Annotated in this window: 9 protein-coding genes; all 9 read right to left on the bottom strand. The window is 74.4% G+C overall.

Going from position 1 to position 15581, the window contains the following annotated elements; genetic code table 11:
* Positions 1–99 precede the first annotated feature (99 nt).
* Genes VTA80_RS11890 through VTA80_RS11850 form a run of 9 tightly spaced genes read right to left on the bottom strand, consistent with a single transcriptional unit; the run spans position 100 to position 15563 of the window.
* On the bottom strand, positions 100–4557 hold the full coding sequence (locus VTA80_RS11890; RefSeq protein ID WP_407341318.1) for an FtsK/SpoIIIE domain-containing protein: 4458 nt from the start codon (positions 4555–4557) through the stop codon (positions 100–102).
* Between the two features lie 22 nt (positions 4558–4579).
* The gene (locus VTA80_RS11885; RefSeq protein WP_407345763.1) at positions 4580–5323 is read right to left on the bottom strand and encodes a hypothetical protein; all 744 of its coding nucleotides are present in this window, start codon (positions 5321–5323) and stop codon (positions 4580–4582) included.
* Positions 5320–6969 (bottom strand): protein kinase domain-containing protein, encoded by a 1650-nt coding sequence (locus tag VTA80_RS11880; RefSeq protein WP_407341317.1) that lies wholly within the window; start codon positions 6967–6969, stop codon positions 5320–5322. Before VTA80_RS11880 ends, VTA80_RS11885 begins: the two co-directional genes overlap by 4 nt.
* The gene (locus VTA80_RS11875; RefSeq protein ID WP_407341316.1) at positions 6966–8459 is read right to left on the bottom strand and encodes an FHA domain-containing protein; all 1494 of its coding nucleotides are present in this window, start codon (positions 8457–8459) and stop codon (positions 6966–6968) included. Before VTA80_RS11875 ends, VTA80_RS11880 begins: the two co-directional genes overlap by 4 nt.
* A gap of 1 nt (position 8460) precedes the next feature.
* Entirely contained in the window at positions 8461–9309 is an 849-nt protein-coding gene (locus VTA80_RS11870) for a PP2C family protein-serine/threonine phosphatase (RefSeq protein ID WP_407341315.1), read from the bottom strand.
* Positions 9306–10850, bottom strand: coding sequence for an RDD family protein (locus VTA80_RS11865; protein WP_407341314.1), 1545 nt, complete (start codon positions 10848–10850; stop codon positions 9306–9308). The genes VTA80_RS11870 and VTA80_RS11865 overlap by 4 nt, the downstream gene beginning before the upstream one ends.
* The gene (locus VTA80_RS11860) at positions 10847–13315 is read right to left on the bottom strand and encodes a transglutaminaseTgpA domain-containing protein (protein ID WP_407341313.1); all 2469 of its coding nucleotides are present in this window, start codon (positions 13313–13315) and stop codon (positions 10847–10849) included. The genes VTA80_RS11865 and VTA80_RS11860 overlap by 4 nt, the downstream gene beginning before the upstream one ends.
* Positions 13312–14553, bottom strand: a complete 1242-nt coding sequence (locus VTA80_RS11855) for a DUF58 domain-containing protein (protein ID WP_407341312.1) — start codon at positions 14551–14553, stop codon at positions 13312–13314. Before VTA80_RS11855 ends, VTA80_RS11860 begins: the two co-directional genes overlap by 4 nt.
* Complete coding sequence (locus tag VTA80_RS11850) at positions 14550–15563, bottom strand: AAA family ATPase (protein WP_407341311.1); 1014 nt, start codon at positions 15561–15563, stop codon at positions 14550–14552. The genes VTA80_RS11855 and VTA80_RS11850 overlap by 4 nt, the downstream gene beginning before the upstream one ends.
* Between the last annotated feature and the right edge of the window lie 18 nt (positions 15564–15581).

Below are 15581 nucleotides of genomic sequence, written 5' to 3'. Positions count from 1 at the left end.
GTGTTCAGTGGTTCCTCGCACAACCTAGGCGGCTGCGCGCGGGGGTGTCGATGGGGACCACTCCCCTGCCACACCTGGGTCGGTGCGACATGTCCGTTGTCATCCCATGTGCGGCATCTGCACGCGGCGCGCGCGCCCGGCCTCGACGAACATGCCGCGCCCGGGCGGGAACTCCGCGCGGATGAGCCGCGGGAACGCGGTGCGAAAGAGCAGGTCACCCTCCATCTGCTCGGGCTGCAGCACGAGACCGCGGCGACCGTTGCGCACCTCGGCGAGCAGGGGCCACGACGAGGTCCACCCCGACGACTCGGCCTCCGCGACCACGAGGTGCCCGTTGCGCTTGGCCTGCTTGATCGCCTCGGTCAGCGACGCCTCGGCCGGGCCGCCGAGGAAGTCCCCGATCGACTCGATGCACAGCACCACCCCCAGCTCGCCGTCCGCGGGTGGGGTGGAGAGCTCGGCGATCAGGGACTTGGCCAGCTCGGCTGAGGCGTCCGCGCCCCGCGCCGTGCGCGTCCAGACCGCCAGGCCGGACAGCGGCGAGACCCGACCGGACACGTGCATGATCCGTGCCCCGGGTCGCCAGTGCGCGATCGACGTCACGACGGACTCGAGGGCGTTGGTCCGCCCGCTCGCGGGCGGACCGGCGATGAGGAACGTGCCGACCGGGTCGAAGCCCATCGGCTCGAGCGTGTCGTCCGCGATGCCGAGCACCGGCAGGCCCCGCACGTCGATCGGCAGGCCGGCCAACGGCACGATCTCGGGCAGCCGGCGGACGCCGGGCGCCCGGCGCCACTCGCCGTCGGGGAACGACTGCGCGAGCCGGGTCACGGCCCGGGCCTGCTCGGCGACGTTCCGGCTGCCACCGAGCACTGCGATCTGCATCTCGAGCCCGTTCGTCGCCTCGACCGCGCGTCCGGGCGGGGAGGACGAGCTGAGCACGTCCTTCGGGACGCCCAGGATGAGGTAGGCGGCGTCGTCGGCCTGGCGCAGCACGATCTTGCGCTGGATGCTCGCGGCGATCGAGGTCGGCACCGCGCCGGGACGGTCCGCGCTGATCGCGATGTGGATCCCGACCGCGCGCCCGTCCACGAGCAGCTGTTGGAACAGCGAGTACAGGGCGGTGAGCCCGGTCGTCGACTCGTACTCCGTGCGGAACGTGCCGAAACCGTCCACGAGCAGCAGGATGCGCGGCTCGTGCGGGTTCCCGGCCAGCTCGCGGTACTCGGCGAGCGTGCCGGCGCGCACCGCGGAGTACCGACCGCCGCGCTCGTCGACCATGTCCCGGAGCCAGCGCAGCAGCCGGCTCACCCGTTCGCTGTCGTCCCCGTCGATGATCGCGCCGACGTGCGGCAGGTCCTCGAGCATGTTCAGGCCGCCGCCCGCGAAGTCGAGCCCGTACACGTGCACGGGTCCGCCGCGCGGCGTGATGCCCGCCGCCGCGGCGAGCGCGCGCAGCACGACCGTCTTGCCGGAGCCGCCACCGCCGAAGACCGCCAGGTGGCCGTCGACGTCGGGCACGAAGAACGTGGTGCGCTGCTCCTGGTGCGCCGCGTCGTCGACAACGCCGAGCGCCAGCTGGGTGTCGGTGCGCTGGCCCAGCAGCGCCAGGTCGTAGGTCTCGGCGAGCTCCGCGAGCCAGGGCTTGCGGGGGGACGGGATGCGCGCGGACCGGGCCGCCTGCCCGATGGACACGACCATGCGGGCGATGTCCGTAGCGGCCTCCACCTCGGTCGGGTCCGCCGGGGGCTCGGGCACCTCCCAGGTGACACCGGTGCCGAACACCATCTCCGAGATGTCGATCCGCGGCTTGGGTGGGCGCGCCGAGGTGCGCCCACCGGCGTAGGCCGACTGGAAGGGCGTGATCCGACCGGGCCCGGTCTTGACCGCGCCGCGCCCCGGGATCGACGGGTCGAAGTGCGCGGCCATCGGCACGCCGAGGATGTCGGACGAGTCGCCCTCGTCGGCCATCCGCAGCGCGATGCGCAGGTTGGTGTTCGCCCGGAGGTTGTCCTTGATGACCCCGGCGGGGCGCTGGGTCGCGAGGATGAGGTGCATCCCGAGCGACCGCCCGCGCTGGGCGACGTCCACGACGCCGTCGACGAACTCCGGCACCTCCTTGACGAGCGCGGCGAACTCGTCGACGACGATCACGAGGCTCGGCGGCGCGTCCGGGTCGCCGGTCTTCTCCAGCGACGCGAGGTCCTTGGCCTTCTTCCGGTTGAGCAGGTGCTCGCGGTACCGCAGCTCGGCGCGCAGCGACGTCAGGGCCCGCCGCACCAGGTGCGGGGAGAGGTCGGTCACGAGCCCGACGGTGTGCGGCAGCGCGACGCAGTCGGCGAACGCCGCGCCGCCCTTGTAGTCGACGAACAGGAACGTCACGCGGTCCGGGCTGTGCGCCGCGGCCATGCCGAGCACCCATGACTGCAGGAACTCGCTCTTGCCCGCACCCGTGGTGCCGCCGACGAGCGCGTGCGGGCCGTGGGTCCGCAGGTCGAGGTGCAGCGGCTCGTGGCCCGCGATCCCGACGAGCGCGCGCAGCGTCGGCGCGGTTTTGCGGCTCACGGGCGCGGACCCGTCGCGGGCGATGATCGACCCGGACTCGCGCCACCGCTCGAGGAGCGCGCTCGAGTCGTCGGCGAGCTGCACCCCGGCCATCGCAAGGTACGGGACCGTGCGCGGCAGGTCGGAGTCGTCGTCCACGGGGGCGCCGGCATCCTCGACGGACGCCAGGCGGCGGGCGATCTCGTGCGCGACGGCGATCCCGACGTGGTCGGCCGCCACGGGGTAGGTGTGCTGACCGGTGCGGACCTCGCCGGCCGAGGAGGCCTCGCCCGGTCCCCCGACGAGCAGGAAGGCGCGGCACACTGCGGGCAGGTTCGCCCCGGTCGCCGCGATCCAGACCACGTGCAGGTTCACGTCGGCACCCCGCTCGGCGAGCCGGGTCAGGCGCCCCCGGTCGACCGGGGCGTCGTCCTCCACGATCAGGACGACGGCCGGCAGCGCGGGCGGGGCGGGCTCGGCCCGCTCCAGCGTGGCCATCGGGCCGCGCGGAGCGGCGCCCTGGGCCCGCTTGCCGCCGGTGCGCTGCTCGACGACCTCCTCGAGGCGCGCGAGCAGGGCGCCGCCGCCGCCCGAGTTGTCGGCGAGGTGGTCGCCCGCGAGCGGGGAGTGCGGGGAACCCGTGTGCGGGAGCCACTCGAGCCAGTCCCAGTCGACGCGGGTGGCCGGCGAGACCAGGGCCGCGAGCACGAGCTCGGCCGGGGAGTGCAGCGCGGCCAGCTGGACGACGACGGCCCGCGCCGCCTCGGCGACCTGCTCGCGCGGCCCGGCCAGGCCGAGCGCTCCGACGCTGCGCAGGTCGGCGACGATCGGGACGTCCTGCACGAAGGTGACGTCGTCCACCAGCGCGGTCAGCGCGGCCCAGTGCTCCGGCTTGGTGTCGTTCTGGGCGGGCATCGTCAGGGTGTAGGTCGACGGGACCGCGCCGAGCCCCAGCCGGACGGTGAGGAATCCGGGGTGCTCCGGGCGGTGCGACCACAGCAGCGGGCCGAGCGTGCGCACCGCCTCGAGCGCCTCGTCCGTGGACGGGGTGCGGGCGAGGCGGACGGCCCGTTCGACGCGCTGCGCCGCCACGATGCTCTCCCGGCTCGTGATCAGGGACGCCTCGAACTCCGCGGTGGACTGGGTGAGCTCGCGCTTGCCGGTGAACTTCGCGTCGAGCCAGGTGCCGGCCATGATCAGCGGGCTGAGGGCGACGAACGCGATCGTCATGGTGCTGCGGGTGATCGCGAACAGCACCGCGCCCATGATCAGCGGCGCCACCATGGCGATGATCGGGAACTTGCGCTTCTTGTCCGGGCGCGGCGGCTGCGGCGCCGGGAACTCGCGCTCCTCGAGCCGGGGGACGACCCGCGGTGACCGGTTGAAGTGGATCACCGGCCCGTCCGACGCCGTGTTCGCCGTGCCCCGCAGCGCCACGACGGACACGGTCGTGTCGCCGAGCACCACGGTGTCCAGGGGCGACAGGATCGCCTTCGCCACGCGCTGCCCGCCCAGCAGCAACCCGTTGGCCGAGTTCAGGTCGACGATCTCGACCGTGTCTTTCACCGTGATCCGGGCGTGCCGCTTGGACACCTGCGGGTCGCCGAGCCGGACGTCCATGTCGCGGTCCCGGCCGACGTAGCTGGTGCCCTCGGCGAGGGGGTGCTCCGCACCGGCGTCGGGGCCGGTGAGCACGCGCAGGACCGCGGCCGCCGGGCCCCGGTCCGCGCCGCGTCCGAGGAAGTGCTCGCTGGCCTGGGTGATCGTGACGACCGAGCCGCTGCGCAGCCCGGCCTCGACCAGGTCGCTCGACGGGTCGAGCGAGCGCGCGGGGCCGCCGCCCACGGCGGCGATGTCCAGGGTGAGCCGCGGCGGGACCGCGGCCCCGGCTCGTCCCGGGTCGCCGGCGTAGAGCGCTCCCGCGACGTCGGCCACGGTGGCCGTGACGTCGGCGGTGACGGTCAGGTTGGTCGCGCGGTCCTCGGAGCGCTGCAGGGTCAGTTTGATGCGCACGGCGCACTCCTCTTCGGTGCGGTCATGCGGGGCCCCGGTCCAGGTCGAGCAGGGGAAGGTCGGTGGTGGTGACGAGCCGCGAGGTGACCGCGTACTCGACGAGCCGCGAGCGCCGGTTGGTCGCGTGCGCGCCCGGGCCGCCGCGCAGCCCGCCGACGCCCATCTTGTCGAGCTTGTCGCACACGTTGTCGAGCTTGCGGTTGAACCGGGTCAGGGCCCAGCCGAGTCGCTCGGCCGCATCGGCCGAGGACGGGATCTCGCTGATCCCGGTGCCCTCGCGGCGCAGCATCGGCTCGGCGAGCGAGACGATCAGCTGGCGCTGGGAGGTCGTGAACGCGACAGCGCCGATCGTCGTCGCGCCGACGAGGTCCGTCTCGTGGTGCCCCTGGAGGTAGGCGGGGCTCGCCACGTGCAGGAAGAGCTCGTACGTCGTGGGACCGGCGGTGAAGATCACGGTGGTCGCGGCGAAGACGAGCGGCAGACGCGCCCCGGGCGGCAGCCAGGACTGGGTGCCCGACGACGGCTCGCACACGGTCGCCGACAGGCGCGAGCCCACGTTCGACAGCCACCACAGCCCGTCAGCGTCGAACACGCTGAGGAAGCGCCGGTGCAGATACGGGTTGTCGTCGATCTGCAGGTCGGCGTCGCGCCCGACCTCGAAGGTCTCGCCGGGCGCGACCGGGTAGAGCTCGCCGCAGAACTCCACCGACAGGTGCGCCGACGGGTCCGACGGGTCCGACGGCGCCGGGGGCGGTGGCACGGTCACGGTGTGCACGCACCCAGGGGGGTCGCGGAGGTCTTGCCGGCGCGCCGGATGACTACCTCGACGCAGGTGGTGCCCGACGCCGCGGCCGGAACGCTCGCGCTCGCCACGTCGGTCTCGGCGAACGGTCCGTCGCTCAGGGCGTCGACGGTGCGCCACAGGTAGGTGTCGCCGGCGACCGGGTCCGGGTTGGTCCAGGTGAAGACGACCTCCGCGCCCTGCGCGACGCCGACGAGGGTGGTCGGTGCGGGCACGACCGTCCCGACGGGATCGATCGGCGCGGACGTGACCTCGTCCGTCGGGGCCACCTCGGGCTCAGCCCCCGGGCGCAGCGCGACCGCCGCTGCTGCCACGAGCACCACAGCCAGCACGCCGCCCACGACGAACCGCGCGGGACCGTGCCGGCGGACGACGGCGTCGGCCGTGGGCGCGTCCGGCACGACCACCTCGGCCGGGGCGTCGGGACGCTGGACGGTCTGCTCGACCGTCGGGGCCGGGAGCGCGGGCAGCGGCTCTCGCGCCGCGACGGGCACCGACCGGCCGGACGTCGGGGCCGAGAGCGGGACCGACAACGCCGTGGCTGCCCCGGGCGCAACCGCGCCGCGCAGCACGGTGTGGTCCGCGGCGGGCTCCGCGGAGAACTCAGACCGCCCCGGCAGCGGTGCCGAGCGCCGCTGGACCGGCGCCGGGCGCGTGCCGGTGGGGTCGACCGAGACGATCTGGCGGATGCGCGTGCCTGGCTCGTCGTCGGGCTCGAGCTCGGCGGTGAAGACCGCGTCGTCGAGCACGTCGATCGCGGTGACGGAGAGCTGCAGCTCGGTCTGCACCTGCTGCCAGGCCTGCGCTAGCGACAGCACCGTCGGGTAGCGCGCCTCGGGTCGCTTCGCCATGGCCGTCGCCAGCACCCGCTCGAGCGAGGCCGGCACGTCGCTGCGCCCGGTCGAGGGGAGCGCCGATCGCTCGATCCGCGAGATCAGGTCCGCACCCGTGTTGGCGCCCCGCGGGATCTCGAACGGCGAGCGCCCCGCGAGGAGGGTGTAGATCGTGGCGGCGAGCGCCCACACGTCGGTCGCCACACCGCTGCGGACCGGGTCGGCGAAGGACTCGGGCGGGGACCACGGGATCGACATCCCCTCGGTCTCCACGACGGCGCCGTCGGTGGCGCCGGAGATGCCGAAGTCCGTCAGGGCGGGGCGGTTGTACTCGGTGATGAGGATGTTCGCGGGCTTGATGTCCCGGTGCAGGATCCCCGCCCGGTGCGCGGTCTCGACCGCACCGGCGACCTGGATGCCGATACGCAGCACCTCGGCGACCCCGAGCGGCTCGCGGCGGTACGCGTGCGCCAGGCTCGGCCGCGAGCAGTACTCCATCACGAGGTAGGGCCGGCCGTCGGCGGCGACGTCGGCCTCGTAGATCGTCACGATCGACGGGTGGGTGGACAGCTGGGCCATCCGGTTCGCCTCGGAGTCGAACCGCTCCAGGGCGTCCGCCTGGAGGAGGTCCGCCAGCAGGACCTTGACCGCCACCCGGCGTCGGGGACGGTGCTGCTCGTAGAGGAACACGTCGGCGAAGCCACCGCTGCCGAGCAGCGAGACGTGCTCGAACCCGTCGATCACCGGCGGCGCGGACGGCGTGCGGCGAGGGCTCACGGCAGGTCCTCGAAGGTCAGCTGCACGCCGTCGCCCAGGTCGACGACGTCGCCGGTGACGGCGAGCGTGGGCTCCTGCGGGTGCAGCCGCACCGGAGCCTGACCAGGACGCAGCAACGTCGAGCCGTTGGTCGAGCCAAGGTCGACGAGCAGCACGTGCCACCCCTCGAGCCGGACCTCGAGGTGCGAGCGGGAGATGTCCTGCTCCGGGCTGGGCACGGTGACCAGCCGGGGCAGGTTGTCGTTCTGCACGCGGCTGACGCGCGGCTTGCGGCCGACGACGAGCGGCCGGTCGAGCGGGATCTCCTGGCCGGTCGACAGCCGCACGCGGCCCAGGCTCGGGCGGAGCACGCTCACGGCGTCACCGTCGAGCGGTCGCCCGCACGTGAGGCACAGGAGCGCCTCCGGCGGGTTCGGGTGCCCGTCGACGCAGCGACGCGCCAGGACGGCGATCGCCCCGGACGTGGGGGCGGGCTCGGCCGGGCGCGCGAGCAGGACCGGTGGAGCGTCCGTCCGCAGGCCGGCGAGGCTGCTCCCCAGGATCGTCTCGCCGTCGTGGTCCCCCAGCTCGGCGAGCGGCGGCCGCGCCGCGGCCACCAGGAGCGCCGGCGGGGTCCAGCCGCCCTGGATCGCCGCGGGTGCGCGCGGGGCGACCGGGGTCGACCCGGGCACGGGATCGGGATCGGGTGCCGGCGCGGCCGGGACCACGGGCTGCTCCGCGGTGACGACCGCGTCCGTGTCCTCGTCCTCTTCCTCGGGGTCCACCCGGACCGCGGCGTCCTCGATCGAGCGCAGCACGGTGGAGCCCCACAGGAAGTCGTAGTCGCCCTCGACGTCGGTCCGCGTGCTCTCGACGTCCACCGGCATGACGGCAGTCGGCACGACGGCAGTCGGCACGACGGCAGCCGGCACGACGGCAGCCGGCACGACGGCAGCCGGCACGACGTCCACCGGCACGACGGCGGTCGGCACGACAACGCTCGGCACGACGCTCGGCTCTGCAACGGATGGGGCCCGCAGCGGGGGAACCGCCGGACCTGGCCCGGATCGCAGGTCGGCGCGGACCGCGCAGGCGAGCACCACCCCGGTGCCGAGCGGCAGCGCGGGGTGGGCCTCGACGGCACCCGGCGCGATGAGCTCGACCTCGTCGGCGTCGGCCTCGAGCCGCTCGTGCCAGGTCGAGACCCCCTCGCCCGACACCGCGTGCGAGCCGGTCGCGCCGTGCACCCGCACCGCGAACCCGCCCCGCACGGCGAGGTGCAGACCGTCGTCCTGCCGGTCCACGACCGCGAACGGCGGGATCGTCGTCAGGCTCGTTCCGAACGCGCCGGTGAGCACCTGCAGGACCGCTCCCACGCCGCCTCCGGCTGCGTCGCCGAGCACGCCCCACACCGCCTCGACCACCTCCGGCGCGACGCGCGGGTCCAGCAGGGCTGCGCCGCGCGTACCCACGACGGCGTACGCCGACCCGGGCTGGTAGGTCGTCGTCACGTCAGCTCCCCACGATCTGGGCGCAACGGACCCGCGGGAGGGTGTCGCCGTCGTCGTCGGCCACCCACGCACGGGGCGCCGTCCGGTCGTCCCCGTCGTCGTCGACGAGCTCACCGGCGTCGATCACGAGCACCGTCACGTTGTCGCGCCCGCCGGCGGCCACGGCGGCGGCGACCAGCTGCTCGGCGGCCAGCTGCGGATCTCCCACGGTGAGCAGGATCGCCGCGATGGCGTCATCGGTCAGCTCGCCGGTCAGCCCGTCGGAGCACACCAGCATCCGGTCGTGCGCCTCCATCGGGATGAGCCAGTAGTCCACCTCGAGCGAGATGCCGGCGCTGAGCGCGCGCGTGACGATGTGCCGGCGCGGGTCGTGCGCCGCCTCGGACACGGTCAGGGAGCCGCCGTCGATGCGCTCCTGGACCTCGGAGTGGTCGACGCTGATCTGCTCGAGCAGCCCACCCGCCAGGCGATAGGTGCGCGAGTCGCCGAGGTTGACCACCAGCCAGTACGGCACCGCGTCCTGCTCGGCGAGCACGAGGCCGGCCACGGTGGTCCCGGCGCCGCGGCCCGGCAGCGACTCGAGTGCACCGATCTGCCGTTGGGCCGCGAGCAGCTGCTGCTGCACCTGGTCGGACGTCACGCTCGGACGCCCGACGAGGCACCGGAGCGCCTCCACGGCGAGCGCGGAGGCCACCTCGCCGGCCTCGTGGCCGCCCATCCCGTCGGCCACCATGAACACAGGCGACTGCGCCAAGAAGGAGTCCTCATTGATCGCGCGCCGGGTGCCCCGGTCGGTCGCGGCCCCCCAGGCCGGCCGAAGCAGGGGCGCGGCGGCGGGCTGGCTCATCATGGGGTCTCCACCCGGAAGCTGTGGTCGCCGATCTGCACGACCGAGCCGCGCGTGACGTGCGCGCGCACCCCGGCCCCGAGCGCGGTGTGAACCCCATCGGCGTCGATGAGGACCGATCCGTTCGTCGAACCGAGGTCGGCGACCCACAGGCCCCCGACGTCGAGCCCGAAACCGAGGTGCGTCTTGGAGACCGAGCGCTCGCGGTCGGGGATGCACACCCGGTGCGTGACCGACTCCCCGGGGGCGGGCGCGGGGTTGCGCCCGACGACGCCGTCCCCGGCCACGTGCACGACCTCGCCGGTGTCGAAGACGAGGTCGAACCGGGCGGCCTCCGACGGCGCGCCGCTGCTGAGGCGGGTCTCGTCCACGTCGTCGGGCGCGGGGACCGCGGGGGCGGGGATCGAGGGGGCGGAAACCGAGTCCCGGGCGGGCGCGGCTTCGCGGACGCGAACGGCTGGCAGGGGCACCAGAGGAGGTTCGGTCACGAACGGCGCCGGGGCGAGCACGACGACCGGGCGCACAGCGGGCGCCGGTGGGGCCACCACGGGGTGGGCCGCGAACCCGGGGACCGCCGAGATGATCCCGGGCGGCGTGGACAGCGGCGCAGTGGCCGGCAGCGGTGCAGCGGCTCGCAGCGGCGTAGTTGCCGGCAGCGCAGTGGCCGGCAGCGCCGTGGCCGGCAGCCGATCTGGCGAGAACTGCGGATCCGACCCCCACGGCATCGGGGGGGCCGGAGCCGCGCTCGAGGCCGCACCCGCGCGGTCCATCGGCGCGGCGCGAGGGGCCGAGACGACCACGGTCCCGGCGACCTTGTCGTGCCAGCCCTGACGGCGGGGACCGCTGTCCCACGCCCCCGAGGCGGCCACGACGTACGCGCCGACGTAGCACACGAGCGCGCCGAGGCCCTGGAGGAGCTGGCGCACCACGATCGGCCAGAAACCGGCCGCTCGGCCGGTCGCCGCCGACACCGTACGCAGGTGCAGCAACAGGTTTCCCACCGTCTTGCCGGTACGCCCCTCCCAGGTCCACTGCCCGACCTGGACCGCTGTCGCGACGAGCGCAGGCAGCAGGAACGTGGACATCAGGAGCGAGATCGTGACCGCGTCCCCGGCACCGGCACTCGTGGCCGAGCCGGCCAGCAGCGACATGACGAGGAGCACCAGGCCAGCCGCGACGCCCGCGACGGCCTGGTCGACGAGCAGCGCGAGGAGGCGCGGGGCGATCGCCGGAACGGGATCCCCGAGTCCGGCCGAGCTGGCCGCCCGTTGCGGCGCGGGCGTGGGGGCGCGGCGCAGTTCAGGTGCGGAGAGCGGGAGGGGCGTCACGGGTACGGTCACGGGTACGGGCACGACGGGAGCCGGCATGCGAGGCGCCGGAACCACCGCAGCCTCGATGGGGGGCGCTTCCCCGAGCTCGGGGACGCGCGGCGCCATGGGGAGGGACGCGGTCCCCCGGGCGGACGCGCCGCAGGCAGCACAGAACGGCGCTCCCGGCACGAGGTCCGAGCCACATGCGGCGCACGGCGTTCCGGTGGTGCTCATCTCTTGCCCCCTGGGCGCGGCCGCCGGTGCAGCCACCCGGTCATGGTCCCAGAGTTCGACCGGTGCCCCGACCGACGTCGACCCGTCGGCTGCGCGTGGGGAGCACGGGGTGCCCGGGTTGCCCGCAGTGCCCGGGTTGCCCCACGGAGCGAGGACCCTCCGCGCGACACCCCGCCGCGCAGCCGGGCCCGGGCGAGCGCGCGGAGCGAACGCAGCGAGAAGCGTGCGCGCGCCCGGCGCCACCGGCCGACCGAACCGGACAGCCCGCGGACCACGAGGTCGACCTCGAGCCAGTAGGCCACGATCTCCGCCTCGGTCGGATCCCCGGGGCCGAACACCCCGGCGTCGGCCCGCGCCGCGAGCGCGACCGACCCGAGGGCCGGGGTGAGCTCGGCAAGCCGCGCCCCGGACTCCCGGCGGGTCCCGCCGCCGCGCAGCGGCATCCCGAGGTCGAGCGCGCTGTCGAGGACCTCGCTCCAGCCGCCGCTGATCCGGTCGGCCGGCCGGCCGTCGCGACGACGCCGGTCCCGGCGTCGGGTCTTGATCATGGCGATCAGCACGAACGGCAGGATCAGCACGGCCAGCGGGATCACGACGGCGGCGGCGATCCCGACGTACCGACCCCAGTCCGAGCTCCGGGAGTTGTCCTGCTTGTCGTCCGCGGCATCCGGGACCGGCTGCGAGGGGGCCACGGCGGGCTCCTCGGGCGGCGGCGGCTGCTGGAGCTGCTGCGGCTGAGGCTCGCTCTGGCTGCGGGGGTCCTGGTTCTGCGGCGGCGTGTCCTTGTCCGGGACGGCGTCGAACGGGACCCAGCCGACGCCCTCGAACGCGACCTCGACCCAGGCGTGCACGTCGGCGCCGCGCACCTCGTACGGCTGCCCGGACGCGGGCGCGTCCTCGCCGGGGTAGAAGCCCATCACGACGCGCGCGGGGATGCCGAGCTGGCGGGCCATCAGGGTCATGGCGACGGCGTACTGCTCGTCGTCGCCGACCATCTGGTCACCGGTGAGCAGGGTGTCGATGCGATCGGCACCGTGGCCGGCGCGCGACGTCGGTTCCCCGTCGAGGCCGTTGCTGAACACCCCGCCGGAGGTGAGCGCCTCACGCAGGTTCTCGACCTGGTCGACCGGGGTGGTGACCTGACCCACGAACACGTCGGCGGTCGCCGAGACGGACTCGGGGACCCGGTTGGGCGCCGGCAGCTGCACGGTCGCGAACGCGGTGCCCGCCAGGTCCTTGGCGCTGCGGGCCGGCGCGAGCGTCGTGGCCACGGTGTACCGGTCCCCGGTCGTCAGACCGGCGGTGACCAGGGCGCTGGCCCCGACCGGGTTGTAGTTCAGGGTCGAGGCCAGGTCCTGCGCGCGCGCCCCGGCGAACTCGATGGAGCTGGGCTGGCCGGCGTCGGGCACCCAGACCCCCTGGTAGGTGCCGACCTCGACGGTCAGGTCCGTGCTGGACCCGGCGGTCACCCCCGGCAGGGTGCTGCCGACGCGCCCGAACGTGCCCGAGCCCGAGGCGCTCGTGCCACCCGCGACGTCGAGCACCGTGCCGGTGTAGGCGTCGAGGGTCGCCAGCCGGAGCCGCTCCCCCGCGGGCAGGCCCTTGACGGTGAACAGGACGTCGTCGGCCTCGTCGCGAACGTACTTGCGGAAGGCGACGAGCGGGCTCGGGTAGTCGTGCAGATCCAGCGGCGGGACGATCTCGTCGCGCAGCACGCGGCGCAGCGTGTCGGGCGCGACGACGGGCGCGATCGCCGCCGTCAGCAGGCCGGCGGCGACCAGGAGGGCGGTGGCCCGGACCATTCGTCGTCGGCGCAGCAGCGGGGACTGAGTGACGTCGACCCCGTCGAGGCTCACCGAGGTGGCCGCGTTGCGGGCCCCGGCCGTGCGCCACGACATCCACGCGAGCGCGACCACGGCGAAGACCAGGCCCTGGGTCACCGGCACGGCCGGCTCGCTCGACCCGAGCAGGATCACCCCGATCAGCAGCACGCCCGTCGGCACCAGCGCCCACGCCGGTCGGCGCGCGCGGAGCGCGAAGCTCCCCGCCAGGACGCTGAGCACGAGGGTCGCCAGGAACGGCACCACCAGCAGCTCGGGGAACGCGGACAGCGGCGTCGCCGCCGTGACCAGGTCCTTCCACGAGCTCACCGCGCCGAGCAGCAACCCGCGCAGGGTGGCGGGCGTGGGGAGGATCCCGAACACCGTGGTCGACGAGAGCGCGAGCGCACCCCCGGCGAGGACGTAGGTCACGATCGTCGCGGCGGCCAAGGTCAGCAGGCCGAGGCGGTGCCGCGCACCCCACCAGGCGAGCGCGAGGCCGAGCACCAGGGCGCCCCCGGCCGCGACGGCGAAGCCCGCCCCGCCCCACACGGGGCCGAAGCCGGTGACGGCCACGAGGACCAGCAGGGCGACGACGCCCAGGTCGATGGCCCCGGAACGCCAGGAGAGCCCGGTGCGGGTCACTCGCCGACGCTCCGCAGCGCGCGCGGCAGGTCGCCGAGGTCGCCGACGACGAGCACGGTGAGGTCGGCGATCACGTGCCGGGCCACCTCGGAACCGGGCATGCACTGCACGGCCAGCACGCGCACGTCGACGGGAAGGCGCGACGCGGCGGCGTGCATCTCGTGCGGCGTCACGGTGGCGCCGAAGAGCAGGACGACCGCGGAGGCGTCCGGGACCTCGGCGGCCGTGATCCGCGCGAGGTCCACGATCGAGTCGCGCCCGCTCCCGGTCGACACGCGGGTGAGGTCGTCAAGCAGTCGGCCGCCGGTCTGGCCGCGCATCGTGCGCCCGTGCACGAGCAGCGTGACGTTGCGCTCGTCCCGCAACGCCTGCAGCCCGAGGGAGCCGGCCACCGAGACGGCGAGCTCGAACCCGTCGGCATCGGCGTACTCGCTCTCGGCCGTCGACAGCGCCACCGCGAGGTGGGAGCGACGGGTCTCCTCGAACTGGCGCACCATGAGGCGACCGGTGCGGGCCGTCGATCGCCAGTGCACGTGGCGGCGGTCGTCGCCGGCGACGTACTCGCGCAGGGCGTGGAACGACACGTCGGAGCTGGACAGGTCGCGCGTCGGGCGGCCCTCGAGGTCCTTGAGGAACCCGGCCGACGCCCCGGCGAGCGCGACCGTGCGGGGGTGGACGAACAGCTCCATCTCATCGGTCCAGCGCATCTGGCGGCGCAGGATGCCCAGCGCGTCGCCGCGGACGGACCGGACGGGGCCGAGCACGATAACCCCGCGGTGACGTGTCGGCACCGCGAACAGGTCCTCGTGGACCTCACCCGCAGCGAGCCGCGGCAGCGGGAAGGAGGCGAGGCCCGCGCCGACCGGGAGCTCGATCTCGGCCGCCAGCAGCGTGCGGTCCGAGGAGTTGCGCACCTCGAGGCGACCGACGGCGCGGTCACCGACCACGACCCGCCGCTTGGCGAGGTCGAGCGTCACCTCGTACTGCGAACGGCCGACGACGAAGCCGACGGCGACCAGGAGCACGGCCGCGCAGAACGTCGCGATCACGACCAGCTCCTGCCAGCCGTACCGCTGCCCCGCCCACGAGGCGACGAGCGCGACCAGCAGCAGGGCCCAGCCGAGGGTCCCGACGACCGAGGTCACCGGTCGGGTGCGCGCCGAGACGGCCCGCACCGTGGTGCGAGCCGTCTGGATCAGACGATCGACAGCCTCGAGGAGGCCGGCGGGAAAGGTCACGCGGCGCTCCGCCGCTCCTGGGGCGCGGCGACGTCCGCGAGCACGCGCCCGAGCACGGTGTCGGCGGTCGCACCCGCGAACTCCGCCTCGGGGTCGAGCATGAGCCGGTGCCGCCACACGGGACCGAGCAGCTCCTTGATGTCGTCCGGGAGCACGTAGTGCCGACCCTGGGTCGCAGCCCATACCTTGGCGGTGCGCACCAGCGCGAGCGAGCCGCGGACCGAGACGCCGAGCTTGGTCTCGGGGGCGGTGCGGGTCTCCTCCGCGAGCCGCGAGATGTACTCGAGCACCGCGCCGTCGACGTGCACCGTGGCTGCGAGCGTGATCATGTCGCTGACCGCGCGCGTGGTGATCAGGGCCCCCAGCGTGGCGGCCCGGTCCCGCGTGCGCGCCCCCTCGAGGATCTGGACCGTCGAGGTGTGGTCCGGGTAGCCGATGGACGTCTTCATGAGGAACCGGTCCAGCTGGGCCTCGGGCAGGCGGTACGTGCCCGCCTGCTCGATCGGGTTCTGGGTCGCGATGACCATGAACGGGCGCGGCGCGGCGTGACTGACGCCGTCGACGGTGACGTTGCCCTCCTCCATGACCTCCAGCAGCGCCGACTGCGTCTTGGGCGAGGCACGGTTGATCTCGTCGGCCAGCACGATCGAGGCGAAGATCGGACCGTTGTGGAACTCGAACGTGCGGTTCGCCTGGTCGTAGATCGTCACCCCGGTGACGTCGCTCGGCAGCAGGTCGGGCGTGAACTGGATGCGGCTGTGGCTGCCCTGCACGGTCGCCGCGATGGCGCGCGCGAGCGACGTCTTGCCGGTCCCGGGGGCGTCCTCGAGCAGCAGGTGCCCCTCGGTGAGCATGCAGGTCAGGGCCAGGCGCACCACGTGCGACTTGCCGAGAACGGCCTGGCCCACGTTGGCGACCAGCTTGTCGAACGTGTCGGCGAACCACGCCGCCTGCTCGGCGGTCATGGTCGGCTCGGCGGTCGGGTCCGTCGGGGTGGCGGTCGGGCTCATGCTGCGTGCTCCTGGGTC

This window comes from Pengzhenrongella phosphoraccumulans (genome assembly GCF_045689905.1).
Classification (GTDB): Bacteria; Actinomycetota; Actinomycetes; order Actinomycetales; family Cellulomonadaceae; genus Pengzhenrongella; species Pengzhenrongella phosphoraccumulans.
This window is presented reverse-complemented; position numbering and strand designations above follow the sequence as displayed.

What these genes read in the sequence shown, in the direction of transcription:
- VTA80_RS11850 (WP_407341311.1), bottom strand. Translation starts at nt 15,563, where the DNA reads ATGAGCCCGACCGCCACCCCGACGGACCCGACCGCCGAGCCGACCATG.
- VTA80_RS11870 (WP_407341315.1), bottom strand. Translation starts at nt 9,309, where the DNA reads ATGATGAGCCAGCCCGCCGCCGCGCCCCTGCTTCGGCCGGCCTGGGGG.
- VTA80_RS11865 (WP_407341314.1), bottom strand. Translation starts at nt 10,850, where the DNA reads ATGAGCACCACCGGAACGCCGTGCGCCGCATGTGGCTCGGACCTCGTG.